The organism is Sphingomonas sp. 10B4, from assembly GCF_035019905.1.
Classification (GTDB): Bacteria; Pseudomonadota; Alphaproteobacteria; order Sphingomonadales; family Sphingomonadaceae; genus Sphingomonas; species Sphingomonas glacialis.
The window spans coordinates 1-19,239 of record NZ_JASJVC010000030.1 but is presented as its reverse complement, the minus strand read 5'-3'; the positions used below and the strand labels follow the sequence as shown (position 1 = coordinate 19,239).

Annotated in this window: 18 protein-coding genes and 2 tRNA genes; 12 read left to right on the top strand and 8 right to left on the bottom strand. The window is 66.7% G+C overall.

Going from position 1 to position 19,239, the window contains the following annotated elements; translation table 11 throughout:
* The first annotated feature begins 110 nt into the window (after positions 1-110).
* The 3 genes from QN347_RS10740 to QN347_RS10730 all read left to right on the top strand — a co-directional run bounded on the left by QN347_RS10740 (position 111) and on the right by QN347_RS10730 (position 2,731).
* Entirely contained in the window at positions 111-734 is a 624-nt protein-coding gene (locus tag QN347_RS10740) for an alpha/beta hydrolase (RefSeq protein ID WP_322163549.1), read from the top strand.
* Between the two features lie 105 nt (positions 735-839).
* Positions 840-1,574, top strand: coding sequence for an SDR family oxidoreductase (locus QN347_RS10735; RefSeq protein ID WP_322163548.1), 735 nt, complete (start codon positions 840-842; stop codon positions 1,572-1,574).
* Positions 1,571-2,731: an L-dopachrome tautomerase-related protein gene (locus QN347_RS10730; protein WP_322163547.1), complete on the top strand. Its 1,161-nt coding sequence runs from the start codon at positions 1,571-1,573 to the stop codon at positions 2,729-2,731. Before QN347_RS10735 ends, QN347_RS10730 begins: the two co-directional genes overlap by 4 nt.
* 10 nt (positions 2,732-2,741) lie before the next feature.
* Here the strand turns inward: QN347_RS10730 and QN347_RS10725 are convergent, their stop codons facing one another.
* The 4 genes from QN347_RS10725 to QN347_RS10710 all read right to left on the bottom strand — a co-directional run bounded on the left by QN347_RS10725 (position 2,742) and on the right by QN347_RS10710 (position 6,579).
* Entirely contained in the window at positions 2,742-3,521 is a 780-nt protein-coding gene (locus QN347_RS10725) for a formate/nitrite transporter family protein (protein ID WP_133188640.1), read from the bottom strand.
* A 5-nt stretch (positions 3,522-3,526) separates the two neighbouring features.
* A complete protein-coding gene (locus QN347_RS10720; RefSeq protein ID WP_322163545.1) occupies positions 3,527-5,872 on the bottom strand; it encodes an FdhF/YdeP family oxidoreductase in 2,346 nt (781 codons plus the stop codon).
* A gap of 183 nt (positions 5,873-6,055) precedes the next feature.
* Positions 6,056-6,131, bottom strand: a tRNA-Ala gene (locus QN347_RS10715).
* A 130-nt stretch (positions 6,132-6,261) separates the two neighbouring features.
* On the bottom strand, positions 6,262-6,579 hold the full coding sequence (locus QN347_RS10710; protein ID WP_133191968.1) for an FYDLN acid domain-containing protein: 318 nt from the start codon (positions 6,577-6,579) through the stop codon (positions 6,262-6,264).
* A 136-nt stretch (positions 6,580-6,715) separates the two neighbouring features.
* On the opposite strand from QN347_RS10710, the gene aroA reads away from it, so the two are divergent.
* From aroA to QN347_RS10665, 9 genes are all read left to right on the top strand, one after another.
* Positions 6,716-8,065, top strand: a complete 1,350-nt coding sequence (gene aroA / locus QN347_RS10705; protein ID WP_322163543.1) for a 3-phosphoshikimate 1-carboxyvinyltransferase — start codon at positions 6,716-6,718, stop codon at positions 8,063-8,065.
* Complete coding sequence (locus QN347_RS10700; protein ID WP_322163541.1) at positions 8,062-8,310, top strand: CBU_0592 family membrane protein; 249 nt, start codon at positions 8,062-8,064, stop codon at positions 8,308-8,310. Before aroA ends, QN347_RS10700 begins: the two co-directional genes overlap by 4 nt.
* Positions 8,307-8,930 carry a (d)CMP kinase gene (cmk, locus tag QN347_RS10695; protein WP_322163539.1) on the top strand — a complete coding sequence of 208 codons (624 nt, stop codon included), beginning with the start codon at positions 8,307-8,309 and terminating at the stop codon, positions 8,928-8,930. Before QN347_RS10700 ends, cmk begins: the two co-directional genes overlap by 4 nt.
* 251 nt (positions 8,931-9,181) lie before the next feature.
* Positions 9,182-10,915 (top strand): 30S ribosomal protein S1, encoded by a 1,734-nt coding sequence (gene rpsA / locus QN347_RS10690; protein ID WP_133188650.1) that lies wholly within the window; start codon positions 9,182-9,184, stop codon positions 10,913-10,915.
* Positions 10,916-11,073: 158 nt separating this feature from the next.
* Complete coding sequence (locus tag QN347_RS10685) at positions 11,074-11,352, top strand: integration host factor subunit beta (RefSeq protein ID WP_133188652.1); 279 nt, start codon at positions 11,074-11,076, stop codon at positions 11,350-11,352.
* 43 nt (positions 11,353-11,395) lie between these two features.
* Positions 11,396-11,481, top strand: a tRNA-Leu gene (locus QN347_RS10680).
* A gap of 301 nt (positions 11,482-11,782) precedes the next feature.
* Complete coding sequence (locus QN347_RS10675) at positions 11,783-14,158, top strand: DUF3772 domain-containing protein (RefSeq protein WP_322163536.1); 2,376 nt, start codon at positions 11,783-11,785, stop codon at positions 14,156-14,158.
* Between the two features lie 443 nt (positions 14,159-14,601).
* Positions 14,602-16,080 carry an ABC transporter substrate-binding protein gene (locus QN347_RS10670; RefSeq protein ID WP_322163534.1) on the top strand — a complete coding sequence of 493 codons (1,479 nt, stop codon included), beginning with the start codon at positions 14,602-14,604 and terminating at the stop codon, positions 16,078-16,080.
* A gap of 24 nt (positions 16,081-16,104) precedes the next feature.
* Complete coding sequence (locus tag QN347_RS10665; protein ID WP_133191972.1) at positions 16,105-16,518, top strand: DUF4112 domain-containing protein; 414 nt, start codon at positions 16,105-16,107, stop codon at positions 16,516-16,518.
* A gap of 34 nt (positions 16,519-16,552) precedes the next feature.
* On the opposite strand, the gene QN347_RS10660 is transcribed toward QN347_RS10665, so the two are convergent.
* The 4 genes from QN347_RS10660 to QN347_RS10645 all read right to left on the bottom strand — a co-directional run bounded on the left by QN347_RS10660 (position 16,553) and on the right by QN347_RS10645 (position 18,957).
* The gene (locus tag QN347_RS10660; RefSeq protein WP_322163531.1) at positions 16,553-17,269 is read right to left on the bottom strand and encodes a ribonuclease T2; all 717 of its coding nucleotides are present in this window, start codon (positions 17,267-17,269) and stop codon (positions 16,553-16,555) included.
* Positions 17,266-17,691, bottom strand: coding sequence for a hypothetical protein (locus QN347_RS10655; RefSeq protein WP_322163529.1), 426 nt, complete (start codon positions 17,689-17,691; stop codon positions 17,266-17,268). Before QN347_RS10655 ends, QN347_RS10660 begins: the two co-directional genes overlap by 4 nt.
* 64 nt (positions 17,692-17,755) lie before the next feature.
* Entirely contained in the window at positions 17,756-18,604 is an 849-nt protein-coding gene (gene nadC, locus QN347_RS10650; RefSeq protein ID WP_322163527.1) for a carboxylating nicotinate-nucleotide diphosphorylase, read from the bottom strand.
* A gap of 95 nt (positions 18,605-18,699) precedes the next feature.
* A complete protein-coding gene (locus QN347_RS10645) occupies positions 18,700-18,957 on the bottom strand; it encodes a DUF6894 family protein (RefSeq protein ID WP_322163524.1) in 258 nt (85 codons plus the stop codon).
* Positions 18,958-19,239: the final 282 nt, after the last annotated feature.

The window sequence follows — 19,239 nt, the reverse complement described above, 5'->3', positions numbered from 1 at the left end:
GCTCTTGCCGGTTTAGGCGATGCGCATACCCTCGCGTGCAGGGGGCGTGTTCCGAGTCGGCGCGCTGAGATCGTCGCACCGGACTGCGCTTCTGCAAGAGGAGAGCCGTCATGACGCTTGCATTCGAGTCGCCGACCGAGCGTCCCGTCCCGATCGTAGTGACGGCGAAAGGCGATTCGGCCGCCCCGGCGTTGCCAGCCCGGATCGAGCTTGATCTCTCGAAATTCCACAATGGACGCTGGGCGCTCCACCTCGACGCCGTGTTTGCGCGGCACGAGGCCCCCGTCGTCATCCTGGCGCATGGCATCGCGTGTCGCGCGGTGGCGTGGTGGGCGCAGCTTTCGCCGCGCAGCTATTTGCGGGCGATCAGCGGCGCGCTGTTCCACACGCCGTTGCACGTCGGTTTCGATCAGATTGCGGCCGCGGCGGCGATGCAGAACGGCCCTGCCTGCTGCCTGCCCTTTCCCTCGATCGTCATCAGCGATCCGTCGTTCCAGGTCGAGCAAGCGCTTGCCCTCGCCGACGCGTGGGGCAGTCGCTTCGTCGCGACCGATGCCGCCGCACCGGGACAGGCAAGCAACCGTAACGCGCGCTTTACCGCGATCGAGACGATGCTGCTCGGCCACCGCGATCGCTTCGAGATCAACCGCGCGGCCGCGATGCAGCCATCTGGACCATGCCCCATCGCGATGCAGCTTAGTCCTTCCGATCACACCACCATCAAGTCTGATTGACGCTGTTCGCGGCGTTCCGACGCCGTCCCTCGCGCAACTTCCACAGCGCCGGCGTGTTACACCGACACGCTGGCCGCCGCGGCCATGGCGCGAAGGAGTGACGCGATGAACATGCAGGATCTGACCGGGAAGGTCGCGGTCATCACCGGCGCCTCGAGCGGGATCGGCGAGGCGACCGCGCGCCTGCTCGCCAAGGAAGGCGCCCACGTCGTGCTCGTCGCGCGGCGCAAGGACCGGATCGACGCGATCGCCGCAGAGATCGGCGAGAGCGCCATGGCGATCGAAACCGACGTCGCCGATCTGGCGGCGGTCCAGGCGATGGTCGCCGCGGTCAAGACGCGCTTCGGCGGGATCGACTTGCTGTTCAACAATGCCGGCATGGGCGTCAACGGCGCGTTCGCCGACAGCAAGCCCGACGACTGGAAAACGCAGATCGACGCCAATCTCTACGGCGTGCTCAACTGCACCCACGCCGCCTTGCCGCTGATGCACGGCCGCGCGGGCGCGATGGTCTCGATCGTGTCGAGCGTCGGCGGGCGGTACGGGATCGCCGGCTGGTCGGTCTACAACGCCACCAAGTTCGCGGTGGTCGGCTTTGCCGATGCGCTGCGCAAGGAAGTCGGCAATGCGGGCATTCGCGTCTCGCTGATCGAACCCGGCGCGGTGTGGACCGAATGGGGCCACAACGTCCCCGAGGAAACGATGCGCGAGCGCCGCGAATCGCTCGACGCGCTCCAGGCCGAGGATATCGCGCAGGCGCTGGTCTACGCCTTCGCGCAGCCGCCGCGGGTGCTGGTCGAGGAAATCCTCGTCCGCCCGGTCAAGCAGGTCGCGCCATGACGCGCCGTTCCCTGCTCCGCACTGCGCTGCGCGCCAGCGCGATCACGCTCGTCGCGACCGCGGCGATCGGCGCCTTCGCGCGGCGCCCGTCCCCGTCGCCATCCCCGTCGCCGGTCGAACGCGTCGCGACCTTCGGCGATGCGATGCCGACGGGCGTCACCGTCGCGGCGAACGGCCGGATCTTTGTCAACTATCCGCAGTGGGGTGACAATCCGCGCTTCACCGTCGGCGAGCTCAAGAACGGTGTCGTCACCGCCTATCCCGACCAGGCGATCAACCAGCCCGATCCCGCGCGCCCAGGCGAAACGCTGATCAGCGTGCAAAGCGTCGTCGCCGACAGCGCGAACCGCTTGTGGATCCTCGACACCGCCGCCCCCAATTTCGCGGCGCCGCTCGCAGGCGGCGCCAAGCTCGTCGCGGTCGATCTCGCACGCGACCGCGTCGTGCAGACGATCGTGCTCGGCCCCGACGTCGTGCTGCCGACGACCTACCTCAACGACGTGCGCTTCGATCTGCGCCAGGGGATCGCAGGCGTCGCTTATATCACCGACAGTTCGGTGACCGGCCCCGGCGCGATCATCGTCGTCGATCTGGCGAGCGGTGCCGCCGTCCGCCGCTTGTCGGGCGATGCGACGACGATGCCCGACCCCGCTTTCGCGCCCGTCGTGGAAGGCAAGCCGGTGATGACGCGCCCCGCCGATGGTCCGCCGACCCCGTGGAAGGTCGCCGCCGACGGCATCGCGCTCTCGCCTGATGGCGCGACGCTCTATTATTCACCGCTGTCGAGCCGCCATCTCTACGCCGTCCCGACCGCCTTGCTGCGCGATCCCGTCGTCGACCCGGCGAAGCTCTCGGCCGCCGTGCGCGATCTCGGGCTCAAGGGCGCCTCCGACGGTCTGGCGGTCGATTCGCGCGGCCGCATCTATGGCGGTGACTATGAGCATAATGCGATCCGCCGGCTCGCCGACGGAAAGTGGGAAACGATCGCGCAGGACCGCCGGATCCTGTGGCCCGACACGCTGTCGATCGGCACCGATGGCTATCTGTACTTCACCGCTAACCAGCTCCACCGCCAGCCCGGCTTCCACAAGGGCAAGGATCTGCGGCGCAAACCCTACGAGCTGCTGCGGATCAAGATCGACGCCGGGCCGGCCTGACGCTGCGCGATTACTGGCGCGCCATCGGCGCGTCGGTTTTCGCCGCAAGGCCATAGGCGCCGACGACGAACAGCAACCCGCCGATCCCGTTCCCGAGCGTGACGAACGCCAGATTGCGCAACACTTGCGCCAGCGTGATCGTCTCGCCCGGCGAGAACAGGCCCAGCGTCAGCGCGGTCATGTTGGCAACCGAATGCTCGAACCCGGCGGCAACGAAGGCGAGCAGCACCCACGCCATGACGAGGCTTTTCGCGGCATCGCCGGTCACCCGCGCCGCGGTCCAGATCGCGAGGCACACCAGCCAGTTGCACAGCACCGCGCGCGCGATCAACGCCGTCGCATCGGCCTCGACCTTGTGCGCGGCATAGGCGTTGAACATCGTCGCGGCATTGGCGAATACCAACCCGCCGCCGCCCGCGATGAAGATCGCCGAAAGCAACAGCGCGCCCGCCAGATTGCCGATCCACACCACGACGATCAGCAAGGCGGCGTCCGCCACGCTGACGCTGCGACGCATCAACCCGAAGCCGAGATACATCACATAGCCGGTGAACAGCTCCCCGCCGGCGAACACGGTGAGGATCAGCCCGAGCCCGAAGGTCGCGCCCATCACCAATGGGCGCACGCCGGCCGGCAAAGCGTCGGCGGTGCTGAGGGCGAGGATCATCGCGATGCCGATATAGGCCCCCGCCAGCATCGCGCCGACGAAGAAGCCCAGCGGCGAGCGGCGGATCGAAGCGGCTTCGGCGGCGGCGCGATCAGCGAAGCCGGTTACCGTCGGTGCATACATGGATTTTACGCTTTCACAGAGATTTTGCGGCCGGCAACGCCCGCCCGCGCGACGATACGGTCCGCCGCGTTCTTGGTTCCCGCGCTGCGGATCTGGACCGGCACCGATTTGTACGACGGGGTCAGGCTTTGCGGATCATGGTCCTCGAGCGCGATCAGCGGCTGTGTCTCGGGGTAATAGGACGCGCAGCACCCATCGGGCAGCGCATGCTCGACGAGCATCAGCCCCTGGACGATCCGGTCGTCGCGCTTGAACGCGAGCGCGGTCGTCACGTCGACGACATCGCCTTCGACAAAGCCGAGCCGCGCGATCTCCTTCGCGTTCAGGAACAGCACGTCGCGCCGCCCGAACACGCCGCGATAGCGATCGTCGAGGGCATAGATCGTGGTGTTGTACTGATCGTGTGAGCGCAGCGTCGTCAGCCGCAGGACGCTTGGATCACGCGTCGTCTCGTCTTCCTCGACGCCCGTGGCGACGATGAAATTGGCCTTGCCGGTATCGGTGTTCCAGACGCGCTCGGCCGCCGAATTGGGCAAGTGGAAGCCGCCTGGCGCGCGGATGCGCGTGTTGTAGTTCTTGAACGCCGGGAACACCGCCTCGATCTTGTCGCGGATACGGTCGTAATTGGCGACATAGCCGTCCCAATCGATCGCGCCCTTGTCGCCGAGCGTCGCCTTCGCGATCCCCGCGACGATCCACGGTTCCGAACGGACATTCTCGCCCGGCGGCATCAGGAAGCCGCGCGAGGCATGGACCATCGACATCGAATCCTCGACCGTCACGGCTTGCGGGCCACCGTCCTGCGTATCGCGCTCGGTCCGCCCGAGGCACGGCAGGACATAGCTCGCCTTGGCCATCAGCAAATGCGTGCGGTTGAGCTTGGTGGTAATGTGGACCGCCAGATCCATGTTGCGGAAGCCTTGCGCGCAGGCCTGCGGATCCGACGACGCGATCGCGAGGTTGCCGCCGAGGCAGACGATCGCCTTGGCCGTCCCGTCGCGCATCGCAGCGATGCTCTCGACCACCGAATGCCCATCGGCGCGCGGCGGATCGAAGCCGAATACGTCCTGGATCTTGTCGAGCAGCGCCGCGCTTGGCCGTTCGGTGATGCCGACGGTCCGGTCGCCCTGGACGTTGCTGTGGCCGCGCAAGGGACAGATGCCCGCGCCGGGCCGCCCCATATTGCCGCGCAGCAGCAACAGGTTGGCGATTTGCTGGACGTTGCTCGTCCCCGTGCGGTGCTGCGTGATGCCCATGCCGTAGCAGCAGATCGTCGCCTTCGACTGCGCATAGATCTGCGCGACCGCTTCGAGATCGGCGCGCGCGAGGCCGCTCGATTGCTCGATAGCGGCCCAGTCGGTCGCATCGAGATCGGCGCGGAACGCCTCAAGGCCCGCCGTATGCTCGGCGATAAAGGCGTGGTCGAGCACCGGCGTCTCTGGCGTGTCGAGCGCCACCAGCGCCTTCGCGATGCCCTTAAGCGCCGCAGCATCGCCGCCGACCTTGACCTGCAAATAGCTCGTCGCGATCGGCGTCGCCGACAAGGTTGCCATCTCGACCACCGATTGCGGCGATTCGAAGCGTTCGAGCGAGCGCTCCTTGAGCGGGTTGAACACGACGATCTTGCCGCCGCGCCGCGCCACGTCGCGCAGCGTCGCCATCATCCGCGGATGGTTGGTGCCGGGATTGTGGCCGATCGAGAGGATCAGATCGGCATGATCGAAATCCTCGAGGCTGACGGTGCCCTTGCCGATCCCGATCGACTTGGGGAGGCCGACCGAAGTCGCCTCGTGGCACATGTTCGAGCAATCGGGGAAATTGTTGGTGCCGTACAGCCGCGCGAACAGCTGGTAGAGGAACGCGGCTTCGTTCGAGCAGCGCCCCGAAGTGTAGAATTCGGCCTGGTTGGGATCCTCGAGCGCGGCCAGACCCGCACCGATCTCGGCGAGCGCCTCGTCCCAGCCGACGACTTCATAATGGTCGGTCGCCGCATTGTAGCGCAGCGGTTCGGTGACGCGGCCTTGATCCTCGATCCAGTGGTCGGTCTTTTCCCACAGCTCGGAGACCGAATGCTGCGCGAAGAAATCGCCGCCGATCCGCTTGGCGGTCGATTCCCATGCGACTGCCTTGGCGCCATTCTCGCAGAATTCGAAGGAGGAGGAGTGCTTCGGGTCGGGCCAGGCGCAGCTCGGGCAATCGAAGCCGTCGGGCTGGTTCGACTTGAGCAGCGTCTGCGCGCCCTGCGACACGATCTGCTGCGCCTTGAGCGAGACCGCGACCGCCTTGAGCGCCCCCCAGCCGCCCGCCGGGCCGGTATAATCCTTGATCCCCTCGGGACGCTTACGACGCATACTCGGAACTCCACACTTCGACAGGCCCGCACGAGGAGCGGGCCACGACACCGTCGCGCCTAACGCACCGACATCGCGACGAGAAGCGCAGTTGCGACGAACGCTACGATAGATTGAAAGTTTTTGAGACGGGGGTCGGGCCCACCGCCATCAAGCGAGAAACATCGATCGCTTGTGGAAGAATGGTGGAGCCGAGGGGGATCGAACCCCTGACCTTTCGCATGCCATGCGAACGCTCTCCCAGCTGAGCTACGGCCCCATCGTATTCTGGAAAGAGAGACCCGAAACCGGGACCTCTTTGCGGGAAGGCGTCGCCCATACCGAGGCGACGCGCCCTTGGCAAGCGGTCTGAGTGTCGCTTGCCAGAAAAAACATCAATTAGCTGTGGATTAATGCTCGTCTTCGCTCTGCGGCGCTTCCACGCCGAGATCGTCGTCACCGCCGAGATCGACCTCGTCGTCGGGCGAGGGCTCCTCGTCTTCACCGGTGTCGATATCCTCGTCGTCGCCGGCGAGATCGTCGTCCTTCTTGACCAGCTCGGGCTTGGCCTGCTCGAACGGCAGCGGCTGCTTCGACTTGAGGATCGGCTCGGGCTCCCAATGCGCACCGCAATTGATGCAGGTGACGGGATCGTCCTTGCCGAGGTCGTAGAAACGGGTGGCGCATTTCGGGCACGTACGCTTCGTGCCCCATTCCGGCTGGATCATATGCCGATTGAACCTTTTGTTGGGCCGACGGGCGTTGCGGCCCTGGGCTGATAGGAATTGGGTCTCGCGACCCGAAGGGCCGCAAAGTGGTGCGCGCCTTGCCATAGCGCAAGCGCACTGTCAAAGCGCGGCCCCGATGACACACCCTACGCCTATCCCCCGCGAAATCCAACCATCCGGGCCGCTCAAGGGGCGCGTCCGCGTCCCCGGCGACAAGTCGATCAGCCACCGTTCGCTGATGCTCTCGGCGCTTGCGGTCGGCACGAGCCGGATCGAGGGGCTGCTCGAGGGCGAGGACGTGCTCGCCACTGCCGCTGCGATGCGCGCGATGGGCGCGACGATCCGGCGCGGCGACGATGCGGTGTGGCACGTCGATGGCGTCGGCGTCGGCGGGCTGCTCCAGCCTGCGACCGCGCTCGAGATGGGAAATTCGGGGACTTCGACGCGGCTGCTGATGGGGTTGGTCGCGAGCCACCCGATCACCGCCACCTTCATCGGCGACGCCTCGCTGTCGAAGCGGCCGATGGGACGCGTCATCACGCCGCTGTCGCAGATGGGCGCCGATGTGACGTCGAGCCCGGGCGGTCGCCTCCCCCTGATGCTGCGCGGCCTGTGCCCCGCGATCCCGATCACCTACACCCTCCCCGTCGCCTCGGCGCAAGTGAAGTCGGCGATCCTGCTCGCCGGCCTCAATACCCCGGGGATCACGCGCGTGATCGAGCCGATCGCGACGCGCGACCATAGCGAGCGGATGCTGCGCGGCTTCGGCGCGACCGTGACGGTCGAGCCGTCGCCGCAAGGCCGCATCATCGAAATCACCGGCGAGGCCGAGCTCAAGCCGCAAGCGATCGTCGTGCCGGGCGACCCCTCCTCCGCCGCGTTCCTCGTCGTCGCCGCGACGATCGTACCGGGATCGGACGTCGTGGTCGAGAATGTCGGGCTCAACCCGACCCGTGCCGGGCTGTTCACCGCGCTTCGCCTGATGGGTGCGAGCATCGAAGAGCAGAACCCGCGCGAAGTCGGCGGCGAGCCCGTCGCCGATCTGCGCGTCCGCCACGCGGCGCTCACCGGTATCGAGATCCCGCCCGATCTCGCGCCGAGCATGATCGACGAATATCCCGTGCTGTTCGTCGCCGCCGCCTTCGCGACCGGCCGCACGATCGCGCGCGGCGCCGACGAGCTGCGCGTCAAGGAATCGGACCGGATCGCCGCGATGGCCGCCGCGCTCGGCGCCGCCGGTGCGCGCGTCGAGGAAGTCGAGGACGGCATGATCATCGACGGGACCGGCGGCGATCCGCTGCCCGGCGGCGCGACAATCGCGACGCTGCTCGATCACCGCATCGCGATGAGCATGGCGGTGGCGGCTTTGCATTGCCGCACAGGGAGCGCCGGCGCCGGGATCACGCTCGACGACGCGTCGCCGGTGGCGACGAGCTATCCCGCTTTCTTCGACCAGATCGCGCAGTTGCAGAGCGGCGACGCATGATTGATTCGCATACCGCCGATCTGATCGGCTTTGTCGGCGCGATCGTCATCCTGACCGGCTTCGCGTACCAGACGCTCCGCAACGCCGCGCCGAACCTGTTGTCGAACGGGCTCAATTTTCTGGGCGCGTCGCTACTCGCGCTGTCGCTCGTGGTGAACTACAATCTCCCCGCGCTTGCCCTCGAACTGGCTTGGGCCGCAATCGCTTTCATTGGATTGGTACGTATCGTGGTTAAACGTCGATGATTATTGCAGTCGACGGTCCCGCCGCCTCGGGCAAGGGCACGATCGCGCGGGCGCTCGCGCGGCATTACGGCTTGCCGCATCTCGACACCGGGCTGCTCTATCGCGCGGTCGCGGCAAACGTGCAGCGGCTCGAGTTGGACGCCGCGGTCGAGGCCGACGCGGTCGCCGCATGCGATTTCGATGATTCGTTGCTCGACGATCCATTGCTGCGCAGCGATGCGATCGGCTCGCTGGCGTCGGTCGTCTCGGCGCATCCGCTCGTGCGCGCCTCGCTGCTCCAGCGGCAGAAGCGTTTCGCGCAGCAACCGGGCGGCGCGGTGCTTGACGGGCGCGACATCGGCACGGTCATCGCGCCCAACGCCGATGCCAAGCTGTTCGTCCGCGCCACCCCCAACATCCGCGCCAAGCGCCGTCACGCCGAGCTGCGGTCGCACGGGTCACTGATCAGCATCGACAAGGTGCTCGCCGACATCCGCGCCCGCGATTTGCGCGACTCGACACGCTCGAACGCACCGCTCGTCCCCGCCAACGATGCGGCGTTCCTCGACACGAGCTTCCTGTCGATCGAGGCATCGGTGCAGCGCGCGATCGATATCGTAGAGTCGAAACGCCAGCACTGACCCAGGGGCGCATCGCCAGCTTGCCCCCTCCGCGCGCTTGCGCTAAAGAACGCCCGTCCGGCGAGCGGTGCTCGCGGAGGCTGGCGCGACAGGCATGTCCTCTCGCGCCCTTTTCGCATTTAGCGAGTTGCCCGCCCCCGCGAACGTCAATCGGCGGATGTCGGCCCGGCATTCGGCTGTTCCGACACATAGGCCAAGACCGCCGGAGACAACCGGCTGGCCGGAACAATGATTTAGGATCTGATCCCTTTATGGCCACTCAGCCAAACCCAACCCGCGACGATTTCGCCGCCCTCCTCGAAATGACTCTCGGCGGTGCCGACAGCTTCGAAGGCCGCGTCGTCAAGGGCACCGTCACCGCAATCGAGAACGATCTGGCCGTCATCGACGTCGGCTTGAAGTCCGAAGGCCGCGTTCCGCTTCGCGAATTCGCGATGCCGGGCCAGAAGGCCGATCTCAAGGTCGGTGACGAAGTCGAAGTGTTCGTCGACCGCGTCGAGAACGTGCACGGCGAAGCGATGCTGTCGCGCGACCGCGCCCGCCGCGAAGCCGCATGGGACACGCTCGAAACCGAATTCGCCAAGACCGCCCGCGTCGAGGGTGTCATCTTCGGCCGCGTCAAGGGCGGCTTCACGGTCGACCTCAACGGCGCCGTGGCCTTCCTGCCGGGTTCGCAGGTCGACATCCGCCCGGTGCGCGACGTCACCCCGCTGATGGATATCCCCCAGCCCTTCCAGATCCTTAAGATGGACCGCAAGCGCGGCAACATCGTCGTGTCGCGTCGCGCGATCCTCGAAGAGACCCGCGCCGAGCAGCGTTCGGGCCTGATCCTGTCGCTCGCCGAGGGCCAGATCATCGACGGCGTCGTCAAGAACATCACCGATTATGGTGCGTTCGTTGACCTCGGCGGCATCGACGGCCTGCTTCACGTCACCGATCTCAGCTACAAGCGCGTCGGCCATCCTTCGGAAGTTCTCAACATTGGCGATACCGTCAAGGTTCAGATCATCCGCATCAACAAGGACACGCAGCGTATCTCGCTCGGCATGAAGCAGCTCGAGAGCGATCCGTGGGAAGGCGCAGCCGCCAAGTACCCGGTCGGCGCCAAGCTCACCGGCCGCGTCACGAACATCACCGAGTACGGTGCGTTCGTCGAGCTCGAGCCGGGCATCGAAGGCCTGGTGCACGTTTCGGAAATGTCGTGGACCAAGAAGAACGTTCACCCCGGCAAGATCGTCTCGACCTCGCAGGAAGTCGACGTCGTGGTCATCGAGGTCGATCCCGACAAGCGTCGCATTTCGCTCGGCCTCAAGCAGGCGATCAGCAACCCGTGGGAGGCCTTCGCAGAAGCGCATCCGATCGGTTCGACCGTTGAAGGCGAAGTCAAGAACGCGACCGAATTCGGTCTGTTCATCGGCCTCGACAACGACGTCGACGGCATGGTCCACATGTCCGACATCGCCTGGGGCGTTTCGGGCGAGGACGCGCTCAACCTGCATCGCAAGGGCGAGATGGTTCAGGCCATCGTGCTCGACATCGACGCCGAGAAGGAGCGCATCTCGCTCGGCATGAAGCAGCTCGAGCGTGGTGCCCCTGCAGCAGGCGGCGTTGCCGCCGGCGGCATCTCGGCAGCGGCATCGGGCCTCAACAAGAACGCCATCGTCACGGTCACCGTGCTCGAAGTCCGCGACGCGGGTCTCGAAGTGCAGGTCGGCGACGACGGCGCGACGGGCTTCATCAAGCGCACCGACCTCGGCCGCGATCGCGACGAGCAGCGTCCTGAGCGGTTCCAGACCGGCCAGAAGTTCGATGCGATGGTCACTGGCTTCGACCGCTCGAAGAAGCCGACCTTCTCGATCAAGGCGATGCAGATCTCCGAAGAGAAGCAGGCCGTTGCACAGTATGGCTCGTCCGACTCGGGCGCGTCGCTGGGCGACATCCTCGGTGCAGCGCTCAAGGCGCAGGGTGCCGACGCCAAGAAGTAATACTTTAGGATGACGAAGGGGCGTTTTCCGGGAGGAAGGCGCCCCTTTCGTTTTTTTCCGTCGTTTTCAACCTATCCCCATGCTAGGCTTGCTATAGATCAAGCCGAAGCGGCCATTTCGTCCGCTCGGGCTAGGCTTGGGGGTAAGGAACGCGTACGATGATACGATCAGAATTGGTGCAGACCCTGGCTGCCGAAAATCCCGATTTGTCGCCCCGCGATATCGAGGCTCTGGTCACGACCTTTTTTGACGAAATCATCAAGCGGCTCGCGGCTGGCGGCCGTGTCGAACTGCGCGGCTTCGGCGCCTTCTCGACCCGCGCACGCGATGCGCGCACCGGGCGCAACCCTCGCACTGGCGAACTGGTCGACGTTGACGCAAAGCGCGTGCCCTATTTCAAACCCGGCAAGGAAATGCGCGCCAATTTGAACGTCTGAGTGGGTTGACGCCGCGCGCTCGGTGCGCTTGGACGAGTACCGCGCGGACGTGGCGAAATTGGTAGACGCACGGGACTTAAAATCCCTCGCCCTCAGGGTGTGCGGGTTCGAGTCCCGCCGTCCGCACCAGCTTTAAATCTTTTGGTAATCGCTTTGCCTGTGTGAGCCCGCAGCGCCTGAAGCCCCATGCATCCCGACACCCCATCTTGGCTCGTGACATGCGGGGGCGCGGCCGCCGAGACGGTGTCTTCACGCCCGGCCTGCTTCCCTGCTGGAGGTCCACACCGACCCGCTTGGAAAACTGGGCGCAAGTCCCCTCCGCACCGCGTCGACCGGGGCAAAGCGGTAGTGTGATCGCCCAGCATCGGATACGCCGCTGGCGCCCCGCGTTCCAGTCGAGCAGGGCGGGTGCGGTGTTTGGACGGATATCATGAGAAAACGACTGCTGGGCGCGCTCGCCTTATCGATCCTGATCGCACAGCCGTTGGCCGCGCAGGCGCCTGCCGTGACGCTCTCGGCCCAACTTGCGCGAACCGAGACCGAGCTGCGCGCAGTCGATCGCGCGCTCGACGGACGCGTCGACGCTGACGCGCAAAAGGCGCTGCGCATGCGCGCGCTCGCCGCACAGCAAGTCGCCAAGGACGTCGGCGCCGCGCTGGACGATCAGATCACGCTGCTCGATGCGCGGATTGCAGGGCTCGGCCCCGCGGCACCCGGCGTGACCGAAGCGCCCGACATCACGGCGCAACGCGCGGCGCTGACGCAACAGCGGTCCGCGCTCGATGCGACCGCCAAGCGCGCTGGGCTCGCCAGCGTCGAAGCCCAACAATTGGTCGACGAAATCGAACAAAGCCGCGAGCAGCAATTCAACGAGAAGATCTCGGCCCAGGCGGCGTCGCCGCTGGCGCCGACGTTCTGGCAGACGTTGCTGGCTTCGCTCCCGCGCGACATCAAGCGGGTCGGTCTCTTTCTCAAGCAGGGCATCGATCAGATCGGCAGCGCGCGCCATGGCCTGCCCTGGCAAGCGCTGCTTGGCCTCGTGCTTGGCTTCGTCGTTTTCCTCCCCTTGCGGATCTGGGCGCGCGCGCTCGGCCAGAAGGTTCTGGTCGAAGGCGCGCCGGGGCGCCGCGTGCGGCGATCGGCCAATGCGCTGTGGCGCGTGATCATCGGGACGCTGTGCCCGCTCCTCGCCGCGATGATCGTGATGCAGGGCTTGCGTTGGTCGGGGCTGCTCCCGCTGCGGTGGGCCGGTATGGGGGATGCGGTCGTGCTCGCGACGGGCTTCAGTGCGTTTACCGCCGCCGTCAGCGGAGCGCTGCTCATGCGCCGCCAGCCCTCATGGCGGATCGCCGCGATCGACGACGAGACCGCGGCGCGCGTGAGGCCGCTCACCTGGATCCTCGCAGGACTGTCGTTCGGCACGATCCTGCTATCGGCATTCGATACCGCGATCGGCGCGAGCCAGGCTGCTCAGGTCGCGAGCCAGACGCTGATTGCCTTGCTGCACTTGCTGCTGATCGCGACGTTCCTGTTGGTGCTGGGGCGGCTGCGCGCCGAACGATCGGCGCAAGACGATGCCGCGAATGGGACCGCAAGCGCCGGAGTCGGCATCGTGCTGCTCGTGGTGTGGGTGCTCGTCTGCATCGCGTCGACCGCCCTGTTGCTCGGCTATATCGCGTTCAGCCTGTTCACCGCGCAGGTCATCGCCTGGGCGGCGATCCTCGGCGCCACCGTGTATCTGATGACTGCCGCGGTCGACGATGTCGCGACGAGCGCCTTCACGCGGTCGAGCCGGCTCGGCGTCACGCTGACCCGCGCGCTTGGGGTGCGCGGCAGCGTTATCGACCAGTTCGGCGTCCTGCTCTCGGCCGTCTTGCGACTGGTGCTGGTGTGCGTCGCGCTTGGGCTGCTGGTGTCGCCGTTCGGGGGCAGCGGGGGCTTTGCGGCGGTGTTCGGGCGGCTCGGGGTGCTCGCGCAGGGCATCGAAGTGGGGGGTGTTTCGATTTCGCCGGCAACGATCCTGCGCGGGATCGTCGTGCTCGGCATCGGCCTGGCGCTCACCCGCGCGTTCATGGGCTGGCTCGAAAACCGCTACTTGCCGATCACCGACCTCGACGGGAGCGGTCGCAATTCGGTGAGCCTGGTGGCGCGCTATGTCGCGATTGCGGTCGCCTTTATCTGGGCGCTCGCATCGCTCGGCATTGGGGTTGAGCGAGTCGCGTTGCTGCTATCGGCCTTGTCGGTCGGCATCGGGTTCGGCCTCCAGGCGATCACGCAGAACTTTGTGTCTGGGCTGATCCTGCTGGCCGAGCGCCCGATCAAGATCGGTGATCTCGTCCGCGTCGGCAATGACGAGGGCGACGTGAAGCGCATCAGCGTCCGCTCGACCGAAATCGAGCTGGCCGATCATTCGACGCTGATCGTCCCCAATTCCGAGCTGATCACCAAGTCGGTGCTCAACAAGACGATGGCGGGCCCGCTGGGGCGGATCCAGATCAAATTCTCGGTCCCGCTCGATACCGACGCCGGCCAGGTGAGGACCATGGTGCAGGAGGCCTTTGCGAGCGATGCTGCCGTGCTCGACGAACCGCCCCCCAAGGTCTTTATCGACGGGCTCACCGAAGGACGGATCGAGTTCAACTGCTTCGGCCACGTCGCCAATCAGCGCGCGGTCTACGCCGCGCGCAGCACGGTGTTGATGACGTTGCTCGACCAATTCCGGGCCGCAGGGATCGACATTGGCACGGTTCCGCAGCGGCTCGAACTGATCGCTGCGGGGACCGATCTTACCCCCCATGCTCCGTGATGGCCGCTCGCGAATGCTTGAGGCCTGGACGGCGTCGACATCCGTCGACCTGATCGTCCACACCGGCAAGCGGCGCGATGCGGCGGGCGACGGATAACCCGGTCCCGCCATGAGGCCCCGCTGCATAGCGCATCGCGAGCGGATCGGCCGTAGCGTTGCCGATATTGGTCGCGCGTTTCCTGGTCGCGGCCGTTTGGCACCATTGACGGCGTCGGTGAGCGCTGCCGGCGCGACGGTGTCGGCAAAGTTTGACGAGGCGGTTGCTGGTGCCGCGGCGTCTGGCGCGCGCCGCACCTCTATAGGGCGGATCAACTCGGTCGAGACCCACGTTTGCGGGGCCACGAACACCGAGAGCGCCGCCAGAGAAACCGCCAGCTTGTCCGCACGCCACCGGCCGGTCCACGGTGGCGCTCCGCCAAGGCGCGTGGCAAGACGCGCGGATGATGCCCGCGCCGTCCCGCCTCGTGCCGACCAGCAAGACCCTCGGCCTCGCCACGCTGCTCGCGCTCGCCGCGTGCACGCCGCGCGCCGATACCGGGCCCGTCGTGGTCAGCGCGATCGGCGGCGCACCGACCCTGGCCGACCCGGCGCGCGATGCGCTCGACACGCCGGCGCGGCTGATGCTCGACGCGACCGCGCAGGGACTGGTCCGCTTCGATGCGACGGGCCAGGTCGAGCCCGGCATCGCCGAGCGCTGGAGCGTGATCGACAACGGCACCAGCTACATCTTCCGGCTACGCGGCGGCGAATGGGCCGATGGCCAGCCCGTGACCGCAGCCGAAGTCGTCAAGCTGCTGCGCCGCCAGCTCGCGCCGCAATCGCGCAACCCGCTGCGCCCGTTCCTCACCGCGATCGACGAGATCGTCGAGATGACCCCCGAAGTCATCGAGATCCGGCTCAAGCGCCCCCGCCCCGATCTGCTCAAACTGTTCGCGCAGCCCGAGCTCGCGATCTTCCGCGTACAGCCGCCGAGCGGCAGCGGGCCGTATCGCGTCATCGCGCAGCGGCGCCACAGCGTCACCTTGCGCCCGGCGTTCGACCCGGCGCGCGCGGTCGAGGACGAGCCGGTCGAACCCTCCCCCGCCGCCAACGTCCAGCTCATCGGCGAGCGCGCCGCGCGCGCGATCGTGCGCTTCACGCGCGGCGAGACCGCGCTCGTCACCGGCGGCAGCTTCGACGATTGGCCGCTCGTCATGACGACGCAGATCGCCCCCGCCAACCGCCGCTTCGATCCCGCGGCGGGTCTGTTCGGGCTCGCGGTGATCAACCGCAGCGGCGTGCTCGCCGATCCCGGCAACCGTGCAGCGATCGCGCGCGCGATCGACCGCGCGGGCTTCGTCGCGGCGATCGCGGCGGACTGGGCGCCGGATACGCAGCTCCTCCCCGAACAGCTCGACTCGGCCGCCCCGCCCGCGGTGCCCGGATGGTCGCTCGCGCCGGCCGAGGGCGACCCCTCGCCGCGCGCGCGCATCGATCAATGGCGTACGGTCAATCCCGGCGATATCCGGCTGCGCGTCGCGGTGCCGGGCGGCCCCGGCGGGACGGTGCTGTTCGGCTATGTCGGGGCGGCGTTGCTGTCGCTCGGCATCGAGCCCGAGCGCGTCGCGCCGAATGCCGCGGCTGATTTGCGGCTGATCGACGCCGTTGCGCCGTATGACAGCGGGCGCTGGTACGTCGCCACCGCCTGCCAGCCGTGCAGCGAGGCTGCGAACACTGCGATCGAAGCGGCACGCGAAGCCGATTCCCCGCGGCTGCGCGCGCAGCAGATTGCCGCCGCCGATGCCGCGCTGGCCGCCGATGTCGCGTTCATTCCGCTCGCGCGTCCGCTGCGCTGGTCGCTGGTCAGTGTCGGCCTCAAGGCCTGGACGGGGAACTCGCGCGCGTGGCACCCGTTGAGTCACTTGCGCAACGATTCCAATTGAGGTGACATGGCCAACACGTCTCGCATGACTCCCCCGCCGCTCGGCGACTTTGCAGCGCGCTATGCGGGCAAGGACCCTGCGGCGGTGCGTAAACGGATCGAGGCGATGGAGCATTTGCTCGAGGGCCTGTTCACCATTCCGGGCATCAACCGCAAGGTCGGGCTCGACGTGATCCTCGATCTGATCCCGATCGGCGGCGATGCGGTCGGCGCCGCGATGGGCGCTTGGATGGTGTGGGAAGCGCGCAATCTCGGCATGTCGAAGACGCAGATGGCGCGGATGTTCGGCAATGTCGGGATCGATTTCGTGCTCGGCGCAGTACCGTTCATCGGCGCGATCCCCGATTTCCTATTCCGCTCGAACACGCGCAACTTGAAAATCATCAAGCGCCATCTCGACAAACACTATCCCGCGACGGCGGTGATCGACGCGCGCTGACGCGCAAGCAGTGTCCGGTCGGCAGGGGCGGCGCTCAGAAGCGCCGGCCGCGCCACACCTTGACGCTGTCGGCGTTCGCCAGCCCGCCCGATCCGGCGACGCAGCGCGTATAGGCAAAGCTCTTGTCGAGGCACAGCCACAGCTCGTCCAGCCAGCCCTTCTTGTTTGCCGTCACGCGCACCGCGCTCGCCGGAACGCCGGGATTGGCGACGGCGAAGGCGCTGGCGAGCTGGCCGGCGGTCAGCGGTCGGCGGGACAGCCGATCCATATCGGGGTAGCGCAGCTTGCCATACAGACCGTTCGAGCGCGCGAAATAGGCATCGGGCGTGATGCCCATGCACGTGCCGTGCTTCGCCCATTCGTGCTGGAGCAGTTGCGGCGACGGGGTCGCGCAGACATGCTGCTTGATCAGCTCAGGCGGGAGTAGCGGCGTTGCAGCGCAATATTGCGGCCATTCCTGCCCGACGCCATCGGGCCATAGCCCGTGCAGCGTAAAGCCGAAGCGGTTGCCGCCGCCGCACTGAAAGCTCTTGGCCGGATCGTTGGAATTGCCATGGCAATATTCGGGGGCCCAAGTCAGCGCGAGCGTATAGCCAGTGATCGGGCGGACGCGCTGCGGTTGCTTGTCCGACGCAAGATCGGGATGCGGGCGCGGCAAGCTCGCGGGAACGCTGCATTGCAGCGCCTGCGCGCTGACGGCACCCGGCAGCGCAAGCGCTGCGACGACGACGGCCTTGGACAGAAGTTTCATGCGACACTTTCCCCGAACCAGATCTTGCTCTCGGGCTTGAACAGCTGCCAGACCGCGATGCCATCGAGCACCAAGGCGACGACTGAAAGCACCGCGCCAATCCCCTGCGGGCTGGTGCCGCGCACCACGCTCCAGACAAAGCCGAGCGCGCCGATCGCAAAGAACACGGTGATGAACCACTTGGTCACGACCGACTGCGCGCGCGCGGTGAAGTACCACAGGAACAGCGAAATCAGGAGCCCGAGCAGGATCCCGCCGATCAGCGTACCGACCCCAAAATACGCCCCCATTTGGGCTGCCACCGGATCTTCGGTAAGCCGCGTCACGCTCGCGTTCCACGACAGCGCGGCGTTGACCAACCCGACGACGACACCGCCGAGATAGCAGCGTTCGAACAGCACGATCGCGTTTGGACGCTCCACGATTCTTCCCCCCTTAGAAGCCCTTGCGCGCCAGATTAGCGCCGGGCGCGCCCCGCGCAATGGCTCATCCGAGCGTGGTGAAATCGAGTCCGATATCGGCCGCCGGCGCTGATTGGGTCAGCCGACCGACGCTGACATAGGTGACGCCCGTCTCGGCGATCGCGCGGATCGTGTCGAGCCGCACCCCGCCCGATGCCTCGGTCGGGACACGACCGGCGACGAGCGTCACCGCCGCGCGCAGCATCGCCGGGTCCATGTTGTCGAGCAGCAGGTGCGTCGCGCCCGCCGCCAGCGCGGGCTCGATCTGCGCGATCGAATCGACCTCGACGATGATCCGCGCGATCCCCGCCGCGACGGCGCGCGCGACCGCTGGGCCGACGCCGCCAGCAACCGCGACATGGTTGTCCTTGATCATCGCGGCATCCCACAGCCCCATGCGGTGGTTGGTGGCCCCGCCCATCCGCGTCGCATATTTCTCGAGCGCGCGCAGGCCCGGGATCGTCTTGCGCGTATCGAGCAAGGTCGCGCCGGTTCCCGCGATCGCATCGACATAGCCGCGCGTCATCGTCGCGATCCCCGACAGATGCTGGACGGTGTTGAGCGCCGAACGCTCGGCGGTCAGCATCGCGCGGGCCAGGCCATGCAGCCGCAGCAGCGCGGTCCCGGCCGCAACGCGCGCGCCATCCTCGACCAGCTGCTCGATCTCGACCGCCGGATCGAGCGCCACGAAGAACGCCTCCGCAATCGGCAACCCCGCCACGACGATCGCGTCGCGGCTGTCCATCACGCCCGTAAAGCGCGCATCCGCCGGGATGACCGCGCTCGACGTGATATCGCCGTCCGGACCGAGATCCTCGTCCAGCGTGGCAGCGACAAAGGCAGTGAGATCGAAGCGATCGAGGGTGAAGCGCACGGCAGCCTCCGGCAGCGGGGTGGAAAGCGGGCCGCTATAGGATGGCGCAGGCGATCAGGCCAGAAATTGCCGCTCGGCGCGCAACGGCGACCGAGTCAGGCAACCGTATCGCGGTCGGGCACAACAGCGATCGCATCGGCAAAGGCGATGTCGAGCACAGTGGCGCCGCGATCGTCCGCGACACACAACCGCGTGTCGAGATAGAGCGCTCCGTTCCTCGCATCGGCGGCAATGATATCGCGCGCCCACGCGACCGCTCGTGTCCGCACTTCGGCAAGATCGGCAATCTCGACGCCTTCGGGATCCAGCAACAGATCGCCGGCTTGATACAGATGGAAATACCACCGAGGCATATACGCTCCTCGCATAAGACGAGAGACGGATACGCGTCTCACGGACGCCGGTCCGTCGGTTCGGCTTCGCTCCGAGCCTATCACCGCGCCCCTCCGCGCTCTACCGAAAACCGCGCACCGCATTGAGAGCATTGATATTTGATAGGCGCAGCCAGAACGATCCACGCTAAAGCGCGGCATACCGCGCACCGCTACAGGGTCCTAGCCCGGATTATTCGTCGGACGGGCGATTTCGGGTTGGCGAGCGTAGCTTAACCTACTGATTTAGTGTAGAGAAAGGTT